The organism is Streptomyces sp. NPDC024687 (assembly GCF_055559055.1).
In genome coordinates, this window is sequence record NZ_JBVHLJ010000001.1 from 230,501 (window position 1) to 251,538 (window position 21,038).

The window sequence follows — 21,038 nt, forward strand, 5'->3', positions numbered from 1 at the left end:
CATCCAGAGCGAGCGGGAAATTCGCAGCAGCGACTCCCGCGACCACTGCCGACGCAGTTCGCACTCGGGGAGATCGCGCCATGTCGCGCACACGCTCTGTCGCCGGCGCCACGCCGGTGGTCCACCGCCGTACCGTCCTCGCCGCCGCGGGCGCGGCCGCCGTCTCCGTGGGCGTCGGCTACGCCCTGCGGCCCACCGACAGCCAGGCCGCCACGACCACCGGTGCCGCCGAGGCACCGGTGGCCCGGACCGTCCACCAGGCCGCCGCCCCGGTCCAGGCCCCTCTCGCCCCGTACACCCGCGGCACCACCGTCGCCTCCGTCGCCGCCCCGCGCACGAGCTCCGGCTACCGGCGCCTGGGCAACGGTCCCGGCTGGAGTCGCAAGGTGCGCTCCGACCTCGCCGCCCCGAAGGCCGGGCGGGCCGGCCGCCGTACCCCGCTCGCCGCGTTCGTGCAGCTCACCGACCTGCACCTGATGGACAGCCAGCACCCGATGCGCCTGGAGTACCTGCGCTCGACCGACGTGCACGCCTGGCGGCCCCAGGAGGCGCTGACCGTGCCGGGCGCGATCTCGCTCGTCGAGCGGATCAACGCGCTGCGGGGCGCCCCCGCCACCGGCGCCCCGCTCCAGTTCGCCATGACGACCGGCGACAACACCGACAACAACTCCCGCACCGAACTCGACTGGTTCCTGACCGTCATGAGCGGCGGCCGGATCACCCCCAACTCCGGGGATCCGCGCCACTACGAGGGCGTCCAGAACAGCGGCCTCAAGCAGTACTGGCAGCCCGACTCGACCACCCGCGACAACGACAAGCAGCTCGGCTTCCCGCACCTGCGGGGCTATCTCGCCGCCGCCATCCGGGAGGTGAACAGCCCCGGCCTCACCATCCCCTGGTACTCCACCGTCGGCAACCACGACAGCCTGCCGCTCGGCTGCTACGGGCACGGCGACTCCTGGCTCGCCGAGTACGCCGTCGGCGGCAAGAAGCTGATGTCGCTGCCCGCGTCCGAGTCGAAGAAGCTCCAGGACATGATCCGGAAGGCGAACGACCCGCAGGGCCACAACTTCCGCGACCTGCTCAAGGCGCACGCCCGGAACATGCGCTCGGTCACCCCCGACGAGCGGCGCGCCCCCTACACCGCCCGCGACTACCTCAAGGCCCACCTCGACCCCGCGTACCGGGGCGTGGGCCCGGTCGGCCACGGCTACTCCACCGCCAACCTCGACGCGGGGACCCAGTACTACAGCTTCCGCATCGCCGACGACGTCATCGGCATCAGCCTCGACACCACCGACCCGGGCGGCCACTACCAGGGCTCCATCGGCACCGGGCAACTTCGGTGGCTGGACCGGACGCTGCGGGAGAACAAGGACTCCTTCGCCGTCGTCTTCAGCCACCACACCAGCGACTCCATGGACAACCTCCGCCGCGACCCGGCCCACCCGGGCGAGCGGCGGTACGGCGGCCAGGAGGTCGTCGCCCTGCTCGCCAGCCACAGCAACGTCCTGGCCTGGGTCAACGGTCACATCCACCGCAATGTGATCAAAGCCCACGCGGCCCCCGACGGTCGCTCCTTCTGGGAGATCTCCACCGCCTCCCACATCGACTTCCCGCACCTCGCCCGGGTCATCGAGCTGGCCGACAACAAGGACGGCACGATCTCGGTCTTCACCACTCTGGTCGAGTCCGCGGCCCCCCACCGCACCGACTTCACCGACCTCTCCCAGACCGGCCTCGCGGCCCTTTACCGCGAACTGGCCTACAACGCCCCCGGTTCCAGCAACAAGCTCGGCGGCGGCGCGGGGGACCGGAACACAGAGCTGATGGTGAAGAAGGGCTGAAAACGGCTCAACCGACCGGACCGCCTCAACCTTCCCCTCCCGGCGGGGGTCTCTCCCGCCGATCACGCTCACCGGGCGTGCCTGAACAGGGGGAAGACATGACCGTACGCACGACTGTGGTGGTCGGGGCGACCGCCGTGGCACTCACGACCGGCCTCGCCGCCCCGGCGATGGCCGCCGGGTCCGACACTCATGCGGCCACCCGGCAGGCCGTCCGCGCCGCAGTGAAGGACGGCGTGCCGGGGGTGACGCTCACCGCGAAGGACGGCCGGAGCACCTGGTCGACCACCGCCGGGGTCGGCAACCTCAGGACGCACGCGCCGCGTTCGGCCGACGACCGCTACCGCGTCGGCAGCATCACCAAGACCTTCGTCTCCACCGTGCTGCTCCAACTGGAGGCGGAGGGACGGCTGTCGCTCGACGACACCGTGGAGAAGTGGCTGCCCGGCGTGGTCCACGGCAACGGCCACGACGGCAGCCGGATCACCGTCCGGCAGCTCCTCAACCACACCAGCGGAGTCTTCGACTACACCGCGGACGAGACGTTCGCGCGCACATACTTCCTCAAGGACGGCTTCCTCGAGCACCGGTACGACACCCAGAGCCCCGAGCAGCTCGTCGCGACCGCCATGGCCCACAAGCCGGACTTCGCACCCGGCACGTCCTGGAACTACTCCAACACCAACTACGTCCTGGCGGGCATGGTGATCCACAAGGTCACCGGCCGGACGTACGGCGAGGAGATCCGGCACCGCGTCATCGACCCGCTGCACCTGACCGCCACCTCGGTCCCCGGCACCCGCGTCACCGTGCCGCAGCCCAGCAGCCGGGCCTACTCCAAGCTGGCCGAGACGGCGACGGGACCGACGTACGACGTCACGAAGCTCAATCCCTCCCTCGCCTCCTCGGCGGGTGAGATGATCTCCGACTCGGCCGACCTGGACCGCTTCTACACGGCCCTGCTGAAGGGCCGGCTGCTCCCGCCGAAGCAGCTGAAGGAGATGAAGACCACGGTGGCCGTCGAGGGTCTCCCGAACGCCGGCTACGGCCTCGCTCTCATCGACCGCGAGCTCAGCTGCGGGGTCCACGTCTGGGGCCACGACGGCGGCATCCACGGCTCGACCTCCGTGGCCGTGACCACCGCCGACGGCAAGCACTCCCTCGCCTTCAACTTCAACGGCGACTGGTCGGGGGACACCGACGCGGTGATCGAGGCGGAGTTCTGCGGCGAGTAGCCGCCCGGGCCCACGCACGAGGAGGGGCCCCGGCTCCCCTCGTGCCGTGGCCCCTCCTCTCCCCTCCTGGTCCCGCCCCGGTCCGTCACTACCGGGGCAGCACCACGACATAGGCGGCGGGATCCCGGTCGCCGGAGGCCATCAGGGCCGTACGGACCACCGTCGCCTGCTGCTCCATCGCGTCCCGGAGCTTGCGCGGGGTGATGTGGACGACCGTGATGCCGAGCCGCTCCAGGTGCTCGCGCTTGCGGGCGTACTCGGACCAGAGGGCGTCGTCGTCCTCCCGGTGACCCTGGCGAGGTGCCCGGGTGTCCAGCTCCACCGCGACCGCCTGCTCCGGCCAGTACGCGTCCAGGCCGCCCAGGTGGGGGCCGCCCGGCAGCCTCAGGTCGACGTTCCAGACCGGGTCGGGGAGACCGTACTCCTGGACCATGCGGTACAGGCGGTCCTCCGCGATGGCACGGCCCTCGGCGAGCAGCGAGTCCACCGCGTCCACCACGTGCGGGCGGCCCAGCAGCTTGGCGTTGTTCAACTCCCGTACGACCGCGGCCGGTTCGCAATGGCCGGCGCGTACCGCCTCGGTGAGGAGCCGGCGTACCGCGCCCGCGTCCGTGAGCTCGGTGACCGCGTCGGCGAGGGCGCGCGGCACCGGGGCGACCGGGACGCCGGTGACCTGTTCGGCGGCGGGGAGCGCCGAGGTGCGGACGATCCGCGCGCCGCCCGCCGGGCGCAGCCGGCGCATCCTCGGGACCAGGACGTCGATCCGGTCCAGGGAGGGCAGCGGCGGGGTCGAGGTGAAGCCGTGCAGGGTCAGCGCCGCGAGGCCGGTGATCATCGCGTCCGCGTACACCGGGCGGTGCGGCTCCTCCGCGCCCGGCTGCGTCGGGACCCCGGCGCTCCGCTCGCGTGCCGCGTACATCAGCACCGCGTGCAGCCGCTCCTCGCTGGTCGGCGGACCCGGGTGGAGCAGGAAGACACCCGGGAAGATCTGCTGCCAGGGGCCGCCGGGCCGGCACTGCTCGTCGGCCTCGGCGACCGAGACGCCGGTCGTGCGCAGCCGGCCGGCCGTCACGACACGGCGGTGCACCTCGGAGAGGTGACGCAGGGGGCGGGGGGAGAGCGGGGGGACCGGGGGGTTGTGGTTCATGCGACGGAGGTTCCCGCCTTCGGACCGCCCGATAACCGCTGTTACACGCCTGTCGACAAATACGGACAAGACGGCACTAAAGGACGGGTGTTCGGGTGCCGACAAGGGACCGAAAACCCCTGGTCCATTCGGGTGGGACCAGGGGTTACGGCTCCTATTGACCGTATTTCGTAACGGCTACCGGGCGCCCAAGCTCAGGCCAAAGGTCACGCGTGGTTGACGGGGTTGACGGCCTGCGCGTCGCACGCCTGCCCCCGCAGCGCCCGCGCCAGATCGTCCCGCCCCTCCAGCACCAGCCTGCGCAGCGCCGGCGCCGCGTCCTCGTGCGCCGCCAGCCATGCATCGGCCGCGTCCAGCGTCGCCTGCGAGTCCTGGAGGGAGGGGAACAGCCCGGAGACGACGTTCACCGCGATCTGGATCGAGCGGTCCTGCCAGATCCGCTCGAGCACCGCGAAGTACTTCTCCGTGTAAGGCGCGAGCAGCTCCCGCTGGGCCGGCTGCCGCCAGCCCGCGATCGTCGCCTCGGCCAGCGCGTTGGACAGCGCGTCCGACTCCACGATCTGCGCCCAGCCCTGTGCCTTCACCGCCGCCGACGGACGCGCGGCCAGGCAGCGCACCTGATGGCGCTTGCCGGACGCGGTGTCGTCCCGGGCCAGTTCGGCCTCCAGCGCCTTCTCGTCGGCGAACCCGTGCACGACGAGCGGCTCCAGGAACGCCCACCGCAGCTCCTGGTCGACCTTCAGACCCGGCACGGTCGTCGTGCCGTCAAGCAGCCCCTGCAACATGTCGAAGCCGCCCGGGTCCTCGGCCGTGCGGGCGAAGAAGCGCGCCCACGCCAGCTGGCGCTCGCTGCCCGGCTCGGCCCGCTCCAGCAGCTCGCGCTCGGCACATTCGGCGAGCAGTGCCGCGCCGCGCGGACGCCAGTCGGGGGCCGCGTAGTGCGTGACCGCACCGTCGGCCCAGGCATGCAGCATCTGCAGCACCCCGATGTCCGACTCGCGCCCCGCGAACCGCGTCACCAGCTCCACGAAGTCCCGCGCGGGCAGCAGCGCGTCCCGGGTCATGTTCCACAGCGCCGACCAGCACAGGGCGCGGGCGAGCGGGTCGGTGAGGTCACCGAGGCCCGCCTTCAGGGTCTCCAGGGAGCCCGCGTCGAAGCGGGTCTTGCAGTACGTCAGGTCGTCGTCGTTGACCAGCACGAGCTCCGGCGCCTCGGCACCGGCCAGCTCCGCCACGACCGTACGCGGGCCGTCGACGTCCACCTCGGCGCGCGCGTACCGCTCCAGCGCGCCCCCGCCCGAGCGCCGGTACAGGCCCACCGCCACCCGGTGCGGCCGCAGCTCCGGGTGCGACTCCGCCGCCTCCTGCACGACCGCCAGCTCGTCGACCCGGCCCTCGGCGTTCAACAGCACCTGGGGAGTCAGGGAGTTGACCCCGGCCGTCTGGAGCCAGGACCGCGCCCACGCGCCCATGTCCCGCCCGCTGGTCTCCTCCAGCACGGACAGCAGATCGCCGAGCCGCGTGTTGCCGTACGCGTGCCGCTTGAAGTAGCGCCGCGCGCCCTCCAGGAACGCGTCCTGGCCGACGTAGGCGACGAGCTGCTTCAGTACGGAGGCGCCCTTGGCGTACGTGATGCCGTCGAAGTTGAGCTTGGCGTCCTGGAGGTCGCGGATGTCGGCGGTGATGGGGTGCGTGGAGGGCAACTGGTCGGCGCGGTAGGCCCAGGCCTTGCGGCGGTTGGCGAAGGTGATCCAGGCGTCGGTGAAGCGGGTCGCGCCGACGTTGGCGAAGGTGCCCATGAAGTCCGCGAAGGACTCCTTCAGCCACAGGTCGTCCCACCACACCATGGTGACCAGGTCGCCGAACCACATGTGCGCCATCTCGTGCAGGATGACGTTGGCCCGGCCCTCGTAGGACGCCTGGGTCACCTTGCCGCGGAAGATGAACTCCTCGCGGAAGGTCACGAGCCCCGGGTTCTCCATCGCGCCGAGGTTGTACTCGGGCACGAACGCCTGGTCGTACTTCCCGAAGGGGTACGGGTAGTCGAAGTGCTCGTGGAAGAAGTCCAGGCCCTGCTTGGTGACGAGGAACACGTCGTCGGAGTCGAAGTGGGGGGCGAGCCCCTTGCGGCACAGGGCGCCGAGGGGGATCTCCAGCCGGGTGCCGTCCTCGAGGACGCGCTCGTAGGAGTCCGTCACGTAGTGGTACGGGCCCGCCACCACGCACGTGATGTACGTCGAGATCGGCTTGGTCTCCGCGAACCGCCAGACACCGTCGTTCTGCGAGCCGAGCCCGTTGCTCCACACCGTCCAGCCCTCGGGCGCCCGCACCTCGAAGCGGAAGGGCGCCTTGAGGTCCGGCTGCTCGAAGTTGGCGAAGACGCGGCGGGAGTCGGCCGGCTCGTACTGCGTGTAGAGGTAGACCTCGCCGTCCTCGGGGTCGACGAAGCGGTGCATGCCCTCGCCGGTGCGGGAGTAGGCGCACTGGGCGTCGACGACCAGTTCGTTGTCGGCGGCCAGGTCCTCCAGGGCGATCCGGGTGCCGTCGAAGACCTCGCCGGGGTCCAGGTCCCGGCCGTTCAGCGAGAGGGCCGTGACGCTCGGCGCGACCAGGTCCGCGAAGCTCGTGGCCCCCGGCTCGTTGCACCGGAAGCGGATCGTGGTCACCGACCGGAAGGTGCGCGGACCGTCCCCGGCCTGGTCACCGACCGCCGAGCGCAGGTCGAGGGACACCTCGTACCCGTCGACGGACAGCAGGGCGGCCCGCTCCCGGGCCTCGTCACGGGACAGATTCTCACCGGGCACGGGCGGTACTCCCTCGGGTGTGTTCAGCATGCGGACAGGCCCGATCCTGCCATGTGCTCCTGACATCGGTCAGCCGGGAATGGGGTGGGCGACGAGCGGTGTTGCGGGTTGAAACGAACACTTTTCTAGGAGACCCATGTCCGACACCGCGAACGCCTCCGGCAAGACCCCCGTCGACTTCTGGTTCGACCCGCTGTGCCCCTGGGCCTGGATGACCTCCCGCTGGGTCCTGGAGGTGGAGAAGGTCCGGGACATCGAGGTGCGCTGGCACATCATGAGCCTGGCGGTGCTCAACGAGGACAAGATCGACCAGCTGCCCGAGGAGTACCGGGACATGCTGGCGACCAAGGCGTGGAAGCCGGTCCGGGTGGTCACCGCGGCCTGGCAGAAGCACGGCGCCGATGTCCTCGGCCCGCTCTACACCGCGCTCGGCACCCGCTTCCACAACCAGGACGAGGGGCCGACCGTCGAGGCCATCGCCGCCGCGCTCGACGAGGTGGGCCTGCCGGCCGACCTCATCGACTACGCGGACCAGGAGGACTTCGAGTTCGACGCCGAGCTGCGCGCCTCCCACAAGGAGGGCATCGAGAAGGTCGGCCAGGAGGTCGGCACCCCGGTGATCGCGGTCCCCGGTGCGGACGGCGAGCAGATCGCCTTCTTCGGCCCGGTCGTCACCCCGGCCCCCAAGGGCGAGGACGCGGCGCGGCTGTGGGACGGCACGCTGGCGGTCGCCTCGGTACCGGGCTTCTACGAGCTCAAGCGCACGCGTACGAAGGGCCCGGACTTCAGTAACCTGTGATCACTTCTCCGGCTCGGGGAAGGTGCCGCCGTCGTTCACGTCACCGCGCCGCTGGTATCGCCGGCAGCTCCCGCGTGAGCAGCGGTAGTACGCGTGCAGGCCGGCCCACTTCGGCTTGTTGGCCCGGACGTATGCCCTCTCCTTCTCGTCCCTGAGCGGTTCGAACTCCTCGGACGAGCGGCAGTTCGGGCACGGCATCTTCGGCATGTGACCCTCCACTGGCCAGAGGCCGACCGCCTCGACCCCGCGAGAGCAGACCCTCGCGGGGCCAAGGCATCAGCCCGGAATCGGTCCCACCGCACCATCGGCGGGGCGGGCATTGCTCCGACCCTCTTGGCATCGCCGGGGCCGGCCTGGTTCTGAGTTCCTTGAGTTACGAGCGCCGGACTCGCTCCGGGTTTCTTCGCGTCGCCGGGGCCTGGGACGTTTCGGGTTTCTTCGTGTCGCCGGGCCGGGCTGCTCCGAGCTTCCTCCCGTCGCCGGGGCCGAGCCCGCTTCAGGCCTCGTCGTATCGCCGGCGCCAGGCCTCTTCGAGGCGCCTCGCAGCGCCGGCGATACGACTGCTCGGAGCCTGCTCGCACTGTCTGCGCCCCCTCCGCTCGGAGCCTGCTCGTGTTGTCGGCACGCCGAGACGGGCCGCTCCGGGCCCTTTCGCCTTGTCACCGCCTCGCTCGTCCCCGGGCCTCCTCCAGCCGGCCCAGGTGCTCCTCGTACCGCTTGGAGTAGTACGCGGAACGCCCCGGATCCGGCTCGACGATTGCCGTGGGTTCGGTCCAGGCACCCGCGTCCAGAAAGACCCCGTGACGCTCTGCTGCCGCCAGCACCGCTCCACGGGCCCCCACTTCGCCCTCGACGACCCGCAACGGCCGCCCCAGCACGTCCGCCAGCAACTGCATCCACGCGGGGCTTCGGGTGCCTCCGCCGCACACCGCGAGCGACCCCGTCAGCCCGGCCGCCTCCAGACAGTGCCGGGCCGCGTAGCCGATGCCCTCGCAGGTCGCCCGGATCAGGTCGGCCTTGGTCGTCTCCAGGGAGACACCGCTGAGTTCGGCCCGCAGATGAGGCTCGACGAAGGGGGCCCGCTCCCCGGAGGGAGCGAAGTACGGCAGCACCCGGACCCCGTGCGCCCCCGGCGCGGTCGCCGCCAGCAGGTCGTCCACCTCGGCGTGGGTGACGCCGGTCGTCGACAGCACCCAGTCCAGCGCCGCCGTCCCCACCATCGCCGGCATCGCCCGCAGCCGGTGCCCGGGCCGGTCGGTGGAGATGTACAGCCCGGCCGGCTCCCCGGTCAGGTCCAGCTCGGTCGTGGCGACCAGCGCGGCGAGACACGTGCCCACGATCAGCAGCCCGTCCCCCGGCGACACCACCCCCGCGCCCAGCGCGCAGGCCGGCAGGTCGTACGGCCCGTTCGTCAGCCGTGTCCCGGACGGCAGCCCCTCCCGCGCCTCGCCCGTGGCGATGGGATCCCCGACGGACGCGAGCAGCCGCCGGCGGCGGGTGAGCCCCAGCAGCTCCACCACCCGGTTGTCGTACGTCCGGGTCCGCGGGTCGAGAAAGGGCATGGACGCGTCCGACACGTCCGTCGTCGCCCGCGCCGCCCCCGTGAGCCGCTGGAAGACCATGTCCTTGCAGTACACGGCGGCCGCGGCGGCGTCCAGGGACTTCGGGTCGTACCGGTCCAGCCAGGCCAGCAACGGCCCCGGCGAGCCCGGGAACATCGCGCCGCCGGTCCGCCGGAACACCGTCTCGAAGGTGCCGTCCGCGAGCCACTGGTCGAGCAGTTCGTGCGCCCGCCCGTCCATCCAGGACAGCGCCGACCGCACCGGCCGCCCTTCCCCGTCGACCAGCCACACCCCGTCGCCCTGACCGGTCAGCCCGGCCAGCTCCACCGGCTCCGGCACCCGCCCGGTCAGCGTGCCGAGGACGTCGACGGCGGCGTCGTAGACCTCGTCCATGTCCTGCTCGACGTACCCGCCGTGCAGGGAGAGCTCCACCGGGCGCGACTCGACGGCCAGTTGACGGCCCTCGGCGTCGAAGGCGGCGGCCTTGACGACGGACGTGCCCACATCGATACCGACGTACATGAAGAAATCCCTCCTAGGTCACGTCAAGCAGTGCGCCAACCGCTCCCCCCGCGCCCAGCGGCCCACCTCCTCCGCCGCGATCCTCGCCGCCTTCTCGGCCACCGCGCGGCTCGCCCCGCCGAGGTGCGGGGTCAACACGACCCGGTCGGCCAGGGCGCGCAGGCGGGAGTCCGGAGGCAGCGGTTCGTGCTCGTAGGTGTCGAGGGCGGCCGCGGACACCCGGCCCGCTTCGAGGGCGTCGCACAGCGCGGACTCGTCGACCAGCGGGCCGCGGGCCACGTTCACCACGACCGCCCCCTCCGGCAGCAGCGCCAGCTCGCGGGCGCCGATCAGACCGCGGGTCTCGGCGGTGAGACGGGCGTGCAGAGTGATCGCCCGGGAGCGGGTGAGGAGCTGGTCGAGGGAGGACACGCGCAGGCCGTGGATCTCGCCGCGCACATAGGGGTCGTACACCATGACCTGGGCACCGAAGGCGCACAGCACGCGCGCGACCCGGCTGCCGACGGCGCCGTAGCCGACGAGTCCGACGGGCAGGTCCTCCAGTTCCAGGCCGCTGTGCTCGTACGTGTAGTAGGCGGCGCCGCCCTCCCAACTGCCCTGTCCGGCGAGCAGGTCGTGGGCCTGCGGGATGCGGCGCACGGCAGCCAGCAGCATGCCGACGGTGAACTCGGCGGTGGCGGCGGCGTTGCGGCCGGGCGCGAAGCACACCCGTACGTCACGGGCCTTGGCCGCGTCGAGGTTCACGTTGACCGGGCCGCCCCGGCACACGACGACCAGCCGCAGGCTGTCGGCGGCGTTCAGCACCCGCTCGGTGACCGGGCCCATCTGGGTGACGAGGACCTCCGCGCCGTCCAGCGCCTCGATCAGCTCGTCCTCGGCGTCGCTCGCCTCCACCACCTCCGCCACGGGCCCGAAGGGTTCCAGGGGCCAGCCGAGCGTCAGCTCCTTCGTCTGCGCGGCGATGCCGCCCAGTTCGGCCTCGACGGCCCCGGCGATCAGCCCCGGCAGTACGAAGTGGTCGCCGGCCGCCACGACACGTACGGGATCGGTCCTCTGGGTCATCGTCGACCTCCGAGTCGTCGCTTCACTGAGACGATGTTGAGCCGCGGATCCCGGGTACGCATAGACCCCGTGCGGGTGGGAGGTCCCGATGACCGGTATGACTGACGAGAACGAGACGGCGTGGCTGGGGATCGACCTCGGCACGCAGAGCGTGCGCGTGCTGGCGGTCACGGCCGACGGGACCGTGCTGGGCCAGGGCTCCGCCCCGCTCGGCGGCCGGCGCGAGGGCGTGCGGCACGAGCAGGATCCGGAGCAGTGGTGGGAGGCGGTGCGTACGGCGTCCCGTTCCGCCCTTCTCACCCTGACGGGCGTACGGATCGGCGCCCTCGCGGTGTGCGGCACGTCGGGGACGGTCCTGCTGACGGACGCGGAGGGCCGGCCGACGAGCCCGGCGCTCATGTACGACGACGCGCGCGCGGCGGGTGAGGCGGCCGGGCTGCGGGAGGCGGGGCTCGCGGTCCAGGACACGTGGGCGCTGCCGAAGGCGCTGTGGCTCGCCGGTGCGCATGGGAAGGGCCGGGTCACCCACCAGCCGGACGTCGTCACCGCGCGCCTGACCGGCGGGCCGGTGCCCACCGACTCCAGCCACGCGCTCAAGACGGGCTACGACGTCGAGCGCGGTGCATGGCCGGATGTCGCCCTGGACCTACCCGAGGTCGTCCTGCCCGGCACCCGGCTCGGCGAGGTCTGCGCGGCCGCCGCGGAGGCGACCGGCATCCCCGCCGGCACGCCCGTCGTCGCCGGGATGACCGACGGCTGCGCGGCCCAGATCGCAGCGGGCGCCCTGCGGCACGGCTCGTGGAACTCGGTGCTCGGCACCACCCTCGTGCTGAAGGGGGCCACCCCGGACCCGGTCCGGGACCCGACCGGCGTGGTCTACAACCACCGTGCGCCGGGCGGCACCTGGCTGCCCGGCGGGGCGTCGAGCGTGGGCGCGGGGGCGCTTCCGGCGGACGCCGACCCCGCCGCGATGGACGAGCGCGCGGCCGCGTTCGAGCCGTCCGGCGCGGTGGCCTACCCGCTGGTGTCACGGGGGGAGCGGTTCCCCTTCCGCGCCCCGGACGCCACCGCGTTCCAGTTCGGCACCCCCGCCGACGACGCCGACCGCTGGGCCGGGCTCCTGCAGGGCGTCGGGTTCGCGGAACGCCTGTGCCTCGACTACCTGCACCACCTGGGCGCCCCGCTCGACGGCCCCCTCACCTTCACCGGCGGCGCGGCCCGCAGCCCGTACTGGAACCAGCTCCGCGCCGACATCCTGGGCCGCCCGGCCCGCGTACCCGAACAGACCGAACCGGCCCTGGGAATGGCCGCGTTGGCGCTGCACGGCACGACCGGCACCCCTTTGGCGGAGGCCGCCGAGCACATGGTCCGCATCCGCACGGTCGTGGACCCGCGCCCCGGCCGCACGGCCCTCTTCGCCGAGCCGTACGCCCGCCTGGTCGACGAACTCACCGAGCGGGGCTGGCTCCCCGCACCGGTGGCGGCGCACGCGCACAGCCGACTGAACGGGGACACCAGCCGGTGCTCCCACCCGCCAAGGGGCGCGGGGCTGTGACATCAGCGGCTCCGCCGCGGGGCACGACCAGCCACGACGGCGCCGCACCTACCGACGGGACCACACCATGAGCACGGGCACGACACTGCTGCTGGCCCGGCACGGGCAGACCATCTGGCATGCGGAGAACCGTTACGCGGGCGTGAGCGACATCGGGCTCACCGACGAGGGGCGGGCCCAGGCCGAGGCGCTGGGGAGGTGGGCCGCCGTACACCGTCCCGACGCGATCTGGACGTCCCCCCTGTCGCGGGCGATCGCCACCGCCGACCCGGCCTGCCGTGCCCTCGGCGTCACCCCGCACCGCGAACCCGGCCTCAGGGAGTGCGACTTCGGGGTGGTGGAGGGCCGTACCCTCGCGGAGTTCGCCGCCGAGGTGCCCGACGCGGCCGAGGCCTACCGTGCGGACCCGGTGGCGTACCCCTTCCCCGGCGCGGAGGATCCGACGGCCGCCGCCGCCCGGGGCACGCAGGCCCTGCGCCGCATCGCCGCCGCCCACCCGGGCGAGCGCGTCCTGGTCGTCGCCCACAACACCCTGCTGCGGCTGGTGCTGTGCACGCTGCTGTCGATCCCGCTCGGGCAGTACCGCAGAGTGTTCCCCCGGTTGCGCAACGCGGCGATCACCGAACTCCGCCTCCATGACGACGGATCCGCCGCACTTCTCTCCCTCAATGTGCCGTGCGAACAGGATCGGTCGTAGCACGATAGGCCCATGACGGAGATCGACACCTCGGTGCCGCATTCGGCCCGGATCTGGAACTACTGGCTCGGCGGCAAGGACAACTACCCCGTCGACGAGGCGGCCGGCGACGCCTACACGGCCGTCTTCCCCGGCATTGTCACGATCGCCCGCAGCAGCCGGGCCTTTCTCGGCCGCAGCATCCGCTACCTGGTCGAGGAGGCGGGCGTCCGCCAGTTCCTGGACGTCGGCACCGGGCTGCCCACGGTCGACAACACCCACGAGGTCGCCCAGCGCATCGCCCCCGAATCGAAGATCGTCTACGTGGACAACGACCCGCTGGTCCTCGCCCACGCCCGCGCCCTGCTGACCTCCACACCGGAGGGCGAGACGGCGTACGAGGACCTGACGCTCTACGAGCCGGAGAAGATCCTGGAGGCTGCCTCCCGGACCCTCGACCTCACCCGCCCCACGGCCCTGATCCTCAGCGGCCTGCTGGGCCACGTCGCCGATTACGACCTGGCCCGGGACCTGGTCCGCCGGCTGGTGGCGGGCCTGCCCTCGGGCAGCTACCTCTGCGTCAACGACGGCTCGCGCGGCACCGACCCGGACTACGAACAGGCCCAGGACGCCTACAACGAGACCGGCGCGGTGCCGTACTTCCTGCGTCCGGTCGACAAGATCGAGGCGTTCTTCGAGGGCCTGGAGCTGGTGGACCCGGGCGTGGTCTCCGTCCCGCTGTGGCGCCCGGACGGCGACACGGTCCCCGCACCCATCGGCCAGCACGGCGGTCTGGCCCGCAAGGCCTGACCGGACCCGGGAAGCCCCCGCGAGTCACGTCCTCGCGGGGGCTTCCGTCATTCCGCCCGCCGCATGAAGGCTGAGAAGACGATCACGAGGCGGGACGCTTCGGTGCGGGCCGGTCAGCACAGGACGGCCCCTCTTGTTGCAAAGAGCTTGCAACTACACGCTAGCAACAAAAAGACCCCCGCAGGTGGACCGGGGGTCTTCCGGGGCGCGTGGGGATCAGGCCTCGGCGCGCGCCCTCTGCCAGGCGTATCCCGCGGCCGCCAGGACCAGGGTCATGCCGCCCGTCCCGTACAGCTGTACGCGGGTGTCCGGTTCGCCGGCCATCAGGACCAGGATCGCCGCCATGCCGGCCAGGGCGACCCACGTCAGATACGGGAAGCCCCACATCCGGACCGTCAGGTTCCCGGGGGTCTCGCGCTCCAGGGCGCGGCGCAGCCGCAGTTGGGAGACGGCGACGAAGCCCCAGACGACCAGGACGACCGCCCCGATCATGTTGAGGAGCCAGGAGAAGACGTCGTCGGGGCGCCAGTAGCTCAGCACCACGCAGCCGAAGCCGAACATGCTGGAGGCGAGGACCGCGGCGCGCGGCACACCGCCGCGGACACGGCCGAGGAACCCGGGTCCCATGCCCCGCTCGACCAGGGAGTAGGCGATGCGCGAGGAGCCGTAGACGTTGGCGTTCATCGCGGAGAGGAGGGCGACCAGGACGACGACGTTCATGAGCGGGCCCGCTCCCGGGATGCCCAGTTCGTCGAGGGCGGCGACGTACGGGCCCTTCTCCACGACCGCCTTCGCGTCCCAGGGGACCAGGGTGACGATGACCGCCATCGAGCCGACGTAGAACAGCGCGATACGCCACATCGCCGTACGGACCGCGCCCGCCACGCCCCGCACCGGGTCCTCGGACTCGGCGGCCGCGATGGTGACCGTCTCCAGACCGCCGTACGCGAAGACGGAGGCGAGGAGGCCGACGACCAGGCCCTCGCCGCCGCCCGGGAAGAAGCCCCCGTGGCCGGTGAGGTTCGCGGTGCCCGGGGCGGCCGTGCCCGGCAGGAGGCCGGCGATCGCGAGCACCCCCAGGACCAGGAACAGGACGATCGCGCCGACCTTCAGGGCCGCGAACCAGAACTCGAACTCGCCGAAGTTCTTCACCGCGGCCAGGTTCGTGACGCAGAAGACCAGCATGAACAGGGCCACCCAGGCCCATTCCGGGGTCCCCGGCAGCCAGCCGGTCACGATCTTCGCGGCGCCGATGCCCTGCAGGCCCACGGCCGTGCACAGCAGCACCCAGAACGACCACCCGGCGGTGAAGCCGGCCCAGGGACCGATCGCCCGTTCGGCGTGCGCGGAGAAGGAACCGGAGGACGGATACGCGGCCGACATCTCGCCGAGCATCCGCATGACCAGCATCACGAGGAGGCCGGAGAGCGTGTAGGCGAGGACGATCGACGGTCCGGCGGCGGCGATCCCCGCCCCGGAGCCGACGAACAGTCCGGCGCCGATCACCCCGCCGAGAGCGATCATCGACAGGTGGCGCTGCTTGAGGCCGTGGGAGAGGGGAGCGTCGGACTCTTGTGGGGTCCTGACGGTGGTGCTGGGCATGGGCGCGGTTCGTCCAGTGCGTGAGACGGCAAAAACGCCCACAGTGTGGGCGGTCTTCCCTGGTCAAAGGGGAGACCGCCCACGATGCGGACCGGTCCGGCACCGGCTGTGACTACGCGGCTACGACCGTGTAGTGCGAGGCGTCGCCCTCGATCGAGTAGCTCTCCTTGCCCTCGATGCCCACCGGGACGTCCCCGGCGACCGTCACCCGGTGCAGCCGGCGCGGCAGACCGTCGTAGTTGTCGACGGCGTAGTGCTGGGTGATGCGGTTGTCGAACAGCACCAGCTGGTTCTCCGACCAGCGGTGGCGCAGCAGGTTCTCCGGGCGGGTCACGTACGACTGGAGGATCTCGAGCAGCTTGCGGGACTCACCCGTCGACAGCCCCACGATCCGCTGCGCGAACCCGCCGATGAACAGCCCGCGTTCACCGGTCAGCGGGTGCACCCGGATCACCGGGTGGACCGTGCGGTACTTGATCGACGTGAACTGGGCGCGCCGCGCGGCCTGTTCCTCGTCCAGGCTCTCCTCCGGTACGGCGTAGTCGTAGTCGTTGGTGTGCTCGGCCCACAGGTCGTCGGCGAGGCGCCTGAGCGGCTGCGGCAGATCCCGGTACGCGGCCGCCGAGTTGGCGATCAGGGTCTCGCCGCCGTACGGCGGGATCGTCAGGCTGCGCAGGGTGCTGGCCTGGGGCGGGTTGAGGACGAAGGTGACGTCGGTGTGCCAGTGGTTGGCGGCCCGGCCGCCCTCGCTGTCGACGGGCAGGACGTTCGAGGTGCCGTCGACGGCCGGCACGGTCGGGTGGGCGGTGGTGAGTTCGCCGAAGTGCCGGGCGAAGGCCTGCTGGCCCTCGTCGTCGAGGTTCACGTCGCTGAAGACCAGCGCCTTGTGGATGTTGAGGGCGTCGCGCAGCGCGGTGGTCGTGTCCTCGTCCAGAGGCTTGGAGAGGTCGACACCGGCCACATGGGCGCCGATGTTCGCGGTGACCTTGCGGATCTCGATACCGGACATGAGAGGGGTCCTTCCTAGGCGTGGACGGGCTGGACGGGCTGGACGGGCTGGACGTGCTGGTTGGCGGGGCGGGGGAGGCCGTAGCGCTCCCGCAGGGTCCGGCGCGGTCCGTACTCGGTACGCAGCAGGCCGCGGGTGCGCAGGATCGGGACGACGTGGTCGACGAAGGTGTCGAGTCCCGAGGGGAGCACCGCGGGCATGATGTTGAAGCCGTCGGCGGCGCCCTGCGTGAACCAGGTCTCGATGGCGTCGGCGACCTGCTCGGGCGTGCCGGCGAAGGTGAGGTGGCCGCGGCCGCCGCCGAGCCTGCCGATCAGCTGCCGCACGGTGAGGCGGTCGCGCCGGGCCAGCTCCACGACGAGCGTGTACCGGCTCTTGGCACCCTCGACGGCCGACTCGGGCGGCAGGTCGGACGGGAGCTGCCTGTCCAACTCCAGGCTGCCCGCGGGGAGTTGCAGCAGCCGCTCCAGGTTGGCCACGCCGTGCCGGTGCACGATGTGGTCCTCCAGCTCCTGTTCCTTCGCGAGCGCCTCGGCCTCCGTGGCGCCGAAGACGGGGACGATGCCTGGCAGCACCTTGATGTGCTCGGGGTCCCGACCGGCCGCCGCCGTACGGGACTTGAGGTCGGCGTAGAAAGCCCGCGCGTCCTCGATGGTCTGCTGGGCGGTGAACACGGCCTCCGCGTACCGGGACGCGAACTCCTTGCCGTCCTCGCTGGAACCGGCCTGCACGAGCAGGGGGTAACCCTGGGGTGTGCGGGGCACGTTGAGGGCGCCCTCGACGCTGAAGTACGTCCCCCGGTGGCGGGGCGGGTGGATCTTCGCGTCGTCGCCCCAGACGCCGGCCGCCTTGTCGCCGAGGATCGCGTCGTCCTCCCAGCTGTCCCAGAGCTTGAGGGCCACGTCGAGGAACTCGGAGGCTCTGGCGTACCGCTCGGCGTGTGCGGGTTCCGCGGCCAGGCCGAAATTGCGGGCGGCCTCCGCGCCGGCGGTGGTCACGATGTTCCAGCCGGCCCGGCCACCGCTGATGATGTCCAGCGAGGCGAACTTACGGGCCAGGTTGTAGGGCGAGTTGTAGGACGTGGAGGCGGTCGCGATCAGTCCGATGTGCTCGGTGGCCGTCGCCAGCGCGGTCAGCAGCGTGAGCGGCTCCAGCGCACCGGCGGGCCGCTGGGCGAGGTTGCTCCACAACTGCGGCCCGTCGGCGAGGAAGAGCGAGTCGAAGGTCCCGCGCTCCGCGATCCGGGCGAGGCGGACGTAGTGGTCGAGCGAGACGTGCGCGAAGGGATCGCTCTCGGGCAGCCGCCAGGAGGCTTCGTGGTGGCCGGTGTTCATGAGGAAGGCGTTGAGGTGGAGGTGGCGGGGCATGGGGGTCCTTTACGGCGTGCTCGGGGGGAGTGGCTTCGGGTACCGGTCGGCTGCGCTCAGCCCGTCCGGCGTTTGAGGACGAGGCCCCTTCAGGGCCGATGGGGGTCTGGGGGCGCAGCCCCCAGGGACGGTCACCCGGCGTCTGCGGTCGCTCCCGGCGCGGTGAGCTCCGTGCCCTGGTCGGCCGGGGTGGTGCCCGCGGTACGACTTCGGCGTGCGAGGTTGAGGTTCTTGACGGCCGGTGGGGTCTGGGGGGCCGCCCCAGGGACGGTCACCTGACGTCTGCGGTCACTCCCAGCGCCGTCAGCAGCCGCGCCCGGTACTCCTCCCGGGGCCGGGCCCGGTCGATGGTCTCGTCGAGGCCGATCCGTCCCTCCTCCAGGACCAGCACCCGGTCGGCCAGCGCGATCGCCTCGTCCACGTCGTGCGTCACCAGCAGCACCGACGGCTGATGCCGCTTCCACAGCTCCCGCAGCAGCGCGTGCATCCTGATCCGGGTCAACGCGTCCAGCGCCCCGAACGGCTCGTCCGCCAGCAGGAGTTCCGGCTCCCTGACCAGCGACCGGGCCAGTGCGGCGCGCTGTTGCTCGCCGCCGGACAGCTCGTTCGGCCAGGCCCGCTCGCGCCCGGCGAGACCCACCTCGGCGAGCGCCTCACGCCCCCTCTCCTCCCCGTCCGTCCCCAGCAGGACGTTGTCCAGCACCCGCCGCCACGGCAGCAGCCGGGAGTCCTGGAACACCACGGACACCCTCTCGGGGGCCGTCAGCTGCCCGCTCCCCACCACCTCGTGGTCCAGCCCCGCCACCGCCCGCAGCAGTGTGCTCTTGCCGGAGCCGCTGTGTCCGAGCAGGGCGACGAACTGTCCGGCCGGGATGTCGAGGTCGATGCCGTCGAGGACCGTACGGCCGTCGAACGACCGGGTCAGCCCCCGGATCCGTACGGCCGGCCGGGTCAGCTGCTCAGTGTGCGGCGCCATGACAGCACCCTCCGTTCGACGAGACGGACCGCGCTGTCGGAGACCAGGCCGAAGACCCCGTAGACCACGAGACCGACGAGGATCACATCGCTCTGGCCGTAGTTCTGGGCCTGGAACATCATGTAGCCGAGTCCGCTGGTGGCGTTGATCTGCTCCAGGACGACCAGGCCCAGCCAGGAGCCGGTGACACCGAGCCGGAGTCCCACGAAGAATCCGGGCAGCGCGCCGGGGATGACGATCTGCCGCACGAACGCGAACCTCGACAGCCCCTGCACCTCGGCGAGTTCGACGAAGCGGTGGTCGATGCCGGCCAGTGCGGCATGGGTGTTCAGATAGATCGGGATGTAGACGACGATCGCGATGATCGCGACCTTGAAGGACTCGCCGATGCCCAGCCAGAGGATGAACAGCGGGATCAGGCCCAGGGTCGGAATCGCCCGGTTGAGGTTGACCGTCCCGTCGATCAGCGCCTCACCGACCCGGCTGAGCCCGGCGGCCAGGGCCAGCAGGACACCGGCGGCCAGACCGATGGCGAAGCCGGACGCGGCCCGCTGGAGCGAGGTCAGCATGTCGGTGGGCAGGGTCCCGGCGGTCCACAGATGGACGCCGGTCCTGACCACGGTCCAGGGTGCGGGGACCGCGGCCGGGTCGAGCCGCCCGGCGGCGGAGGCCGCGGCCCACAGCGCGAGGAGGAGAACCGGGCCGACGAGCCGGGCGGCGGGCAGGCGCTTGCCGGGGGAGAGCCGGCGGCGCCTGCGGACCTGGGGAGCGTCCGGGGCGACCACGGCCGCAGCGGTCACGGTGGTCACGGCGCTCACCTCCGGTACTCCGCGGCCACGGCCTTCGCGGCGATGCCCTCGAAGCGGTGGTCGAAGAGGCCGCCCACATCGAACTTCTTCACGAAGCCGCCCTCCGCCAGCAGATCCGCGGTCTCCTGCTCCCACTTGATCGCCTCGTCCCAACTCGGCGGGAACAGAGGCTTGTTGGCGAGCGCGGTGACGGCCTTCGCCTGGGCGAGGGTCAGGTTCTGCGTCTTGACGTAGAACTCCTCGTTCCAGATGTCGGGGTTCTCGTACGTCCACACCTGGCCCTTGGCCCAGTACGGGATGTAGGCGGCGACCGCGGCGGCCTTCGCGGGGTCGCTCAGCACGGAGGCCGGCGCCCACAGCAGGTTGAGCAGGTCGACCACGTCGGTGGTGATGGCGCGGGCGCCCTTGCGCTCGTACTGCTGGAAGTAGGCGGGCGACTGGCTGTTGGGCAGCGGCGCCACGTCCACCTGGCCGGACTGCAGGGCCGTGAAGAACTGGTTGCTGGTGAGCGGGACGAGCTTGACCTCGTCGTAGGCGAGCCCCGCCTTCTTCAACGCCCGCAGCAGGACCACCCCTTGGGCCTGACCCTGCGAGAAGGCCAGCTTCCTGCCCTTGAAGTCCTCGACCGAGCGGATGTCGCTGCCGGGCTTGGTGGCGAAGAGGTAGTTCGGCTTACGGGTGATGTTGATCGCGACGATCTTCGCGTCGTAGCCCTGGAAGTGCGCCTGGATCGGCGGGATTCCCGCGTTGTTGGCGACGTCGAGGGAGCCGGAACGGAAGGCGTTGATGACGTCGGGGCCGGCGCTGATATTGGCCCAGGTGCTCACCTTGAACGGAGGAGCGCCCAACTTGCCGAGTTTCAGCTGTAGTTGCTGGGTGCCGGAGTACGAGGCGATCTTCAGGCTCGTGCCGGCCGGGACCTTGGCGGCGAGCGGGGCGGACAGGGCGTCCTGGCTGTCGGCGGCGGCACTGCTGTCGGCACAGCCGCTGAGGCCGGCGACACCGGCCGCGGCGCCGAGGACCGAGGTGAGGAACAGCCGCCGGTCGATTCCGGACGTGCTGATTCCGGACGTGCGGGAAAAGGGCATGGGAAGGCTCCCTGAATCAGTGCATGAGAAAGTCACAGAGAAATGAGTTCATGCAGGGGAAATGAGCGCGTCACGCGGGGTAACGTGTCAGCAACAAAGGGCGCGACAGTACAGGTGCGGGCTCATGAACAGGATGTTCGCGTCCACAAGGAGCCCCTGTCAACATTC

The 21,038-nt window shown here is 71.6% G+C and carries 17 protein-coding genes; 6 read left to right on the forward strand and 11 right to left on the reverse strand.

The genetic code is table 11. The annotated features are described in order from the left end of the window. The first annotated feature begins 80 nt into the window (after positions 1 to 80). Both ACZ39I_RS01050 and ACZ39I_RS01055 read left to right on the forward strand, forming a co-directional pair. Positions 81 to 1,847, forward strand: coding sequence for a TIGR03767 family metallophosphoesterase (locus tag ACZ39I_RS01050; RefSeq protein WP_467241519.1), 1,767 nt, complete (start codon positions 81 to 83; stop codon positions 1,845 to 1,847). Positions 1,848 to 1,945: 98 nt separating this feature from the next. Continuing rightward, complete coding sequence (locus tag ACZ39I_RS01055) at positions 1,946 to 3,082, forward strand: serine hydrolase domain-containing protein (protein ID WP_467241521.1); 1,137 nt, start codon at positions 1,946 to 1,948, stop codon at positions 3,080 to 3,082. Between the two features lie 88 nt (positions 3,083 to 3,170). On the opposite strand, the gene ACZ39I_RS01060 is transcribed toward ACZ39I_RS01055, so the two are convergent. Both ACZ39I_RS01060 and pepN read right to left on the reverse strand, forming a co-directional pair. Then, the gene (locus ACZ39I_RS01060) at positions 3,171 to 4,229 is read right to left on the reverse strand and encodes a hypothetical protein (RefSeq protein WP_467241523.1); all 1,059 of its coding nucleotides are present in this window, start codon (positions 4,227 to 4,229) and stop codon (positions 3,171 to 3,173) included. Between the two features lie 206 nt (positions 4,230 to 4,435). Beyond that, positions 4,436 to 7,033 carry an aminopeptidase N gene (gene pepN, locus ACZ39I_RS01065; protein WP_467241525.1) on the reverse strand — a complete coding sequence of 866 codons (2,598 nt, stop codon included), beginning with the start codon at positions 7,031 to 7,033 and terminating at the stop codon, positions 4,436 to 4,438. A gap of 136 nt (positions 7,034 to 7,169) precedes the next feature. Here pepN and ACZ39I_RS01070 point away from each other — a divergent pair, with 136 nt between their 5' ends. Then, positions 7,170 to 7,832 (forward strand): mycothiol-dependent nitroreductase Rv2466c family protein, encoded by a 663-nt coding sequence (locus tag ACZ39I_RS01070; RefSeq protein WP_467241527.1) that lies wholly within the window; start codon positions 7,170 to 7,172, stop codon positions 7,830 to 7,832. On the opposite strand, the gene ACZ39I_RS01075 is transcribed toward ACZ39I_RS01070, so the two are convergent. From ACZ39I_RS01075 to ACZ39I_RS01085, 3 genes are all read right to left on the reverse strand, one after another. Further along, positions 7,833 to 8,039, reverse strand: coding sequence for a hypothetical protein (locus ACZ39I_RS01075; protein WP_467241529.1), 207 nt, complete (start codon positions 8,037 to 8,039; stop codon positions 7,833 to 7,835). Between the two features lie 452 nt (positions 8,040 to 8,491). Beyond that, positions 8,492 to 9,916, reverse strand: a complete 1,425-nt coding sequence (locus ACZ39I_RS01080) for an FGGY family carbohydrate kinase (RefSeq protein WP_467241531.1) — start codon at positions 9,914 to 9,916, stop codon at positions 8,492 to 8,494. A gap of 18 nt (positions 9,917 to 9,934) precedes the next feature. After that, complete coding sequence (locus tag ACZ39I_RS01085; protein WP_467241533.1) at positions 9,935 to 10,978, reverse strand: 2-hydroxyacid dehydrogenase; 1,044 nt, start codon at positions 10,976 to 10,978, stop codon at positions 9,935 to 9,937. 97 nt (positions 10,979 to 11,075) lie between these two features. On the opposite strand from ACZ39I_RS01085, the gene ACZ39I_RS01090 reads away from it, so the two are divergent. The 3 genes from ACZ39I_RS01090 (at position 11,076) to ACZ39I_RS01100 (ending at position 14,019) form a co-directional block, all read left to right on the forward strand. Then, positions 11,076 to 12,533 (forward strand): FGGY-family carbohydrate kinase, encoded by a 1,458-nt coding sequence (locus ACZ39I_RS01090; protein WP_467243285.1) that lies wholly within the window; start codon positions 11,076 to 11,078, stop codon positions 12,531 to 12,533. 67 nt (positions 12,534 to 12,600) lie between these two features. Beyond that, entirely contained in the window at positions 12,601 to 13,230 is a 630-nt protein-coding gene (locus ACZ39I_RS01095; protein WP_467241535.1) for a histidine phosphatase family protein, read from the forward strand. Positions 13,231 to 13,242: 12 nt separating this feature from the next. Further along, the gene (locus tag ACZ39I_RS01100) at positions 13,243 to 14,019 is read left to right on the forward strand and encodes an SAM-dependent methyltransferase (protein WP_352383981.1); all 777 of its coding nucleotides are present in this window, start codon (positions 13,243 to 13,245) and stop codon (positions 14,017 to 14,019) included. Positions 14,020 to 14,235: 216 nt separating this feature from the next. Here the strand turns inward: ACZ39I_RS01100 and ACZ39I_RS01105 are convergent, their stop codons facing one another. The 6 genes from ACZ39I_RS01105 to ACZ39I_RS01130 form a co-directional block, all read right to left on the reverse strand. Continuing rightward, complete coding sequence (locus ACZ39I_RS01105) at positions 14,236 to 15,621, reverse strand: amino acid permease (protein ID WP_467241537.1); 1,386 nt, start codon at positions 15,619 to 15,621, stop codon at positions 14,236 to 14,238. A 112-nt stretch (positions 15,622 to 15,733) separates the two neighbouring features. After that, on the reverse strand, positions 15,734 to 16,630 hold the full coding sequence (locus ACZ39I_RS01110) for a TauD/TfdA dioxygenase family protein (RefSeq protein WP_467241539.1): 897 nt from the start codon (positions 16,628 to 16,630) through the stop codon (positions 15,734 to 15,736). Between the two features lie 14 nt (positions 16,631 to 16,644). Then, on the reverse strand, positions 16,645 to 17,997 hold the full coding sequence (locus ACZ39I_RS01115; RefSeq protein ID WP_467241541.1) for an LLM class flavin-dependent oxidoreductase: 1,353 nt from the start codon (positions 17,995 to 17,997) through the stop codon (positions 16,645 to 16,647). 271 nt (positions 17,998 to 18,268) lie between these two features. Continuing rightward, positions 18,269 to 18,973: an ABC transporter ATP-binding protein gene (locus ACZ39I_RS01120; protein ID WP_467241542.1), complete on the reverse strand. Its 705-nt coding sequence runs from the start codon at positions 18,971 to 18,973 to the stop codon at positions 18,269 to 18,271. Then, entirely contained in the window at positions 18,949 to 19,791 is an 843-nt protein-coding gene (locus ACZ39I_RS01125) for an ABC transporter permease (protein ID WP_393599891.1), read from the reverse strand. Before ACZ39I_RS01125 ends, ACZ39I_RS01120 begins: the two co-directional genes overlap by 25 nt. After that, positions 19,788 to 20,870, reverse strand: coding sequence for an ABC transporter substrate-binding protein (locus tag ACZ39I_RS01130; RefSeq protein WP_467241544.1), 1,083 nt, complete (start codon positions 20,868 to 20,870; stop codon positions 19,788 to 19,790). Before ACZ39I_RS01130 ends, ACZ39I_RS01125 begins: the two co-directional genes overlap by 4 nt. Positions 20,871 to 21,038: the final 168 nt, after the last annotated feature.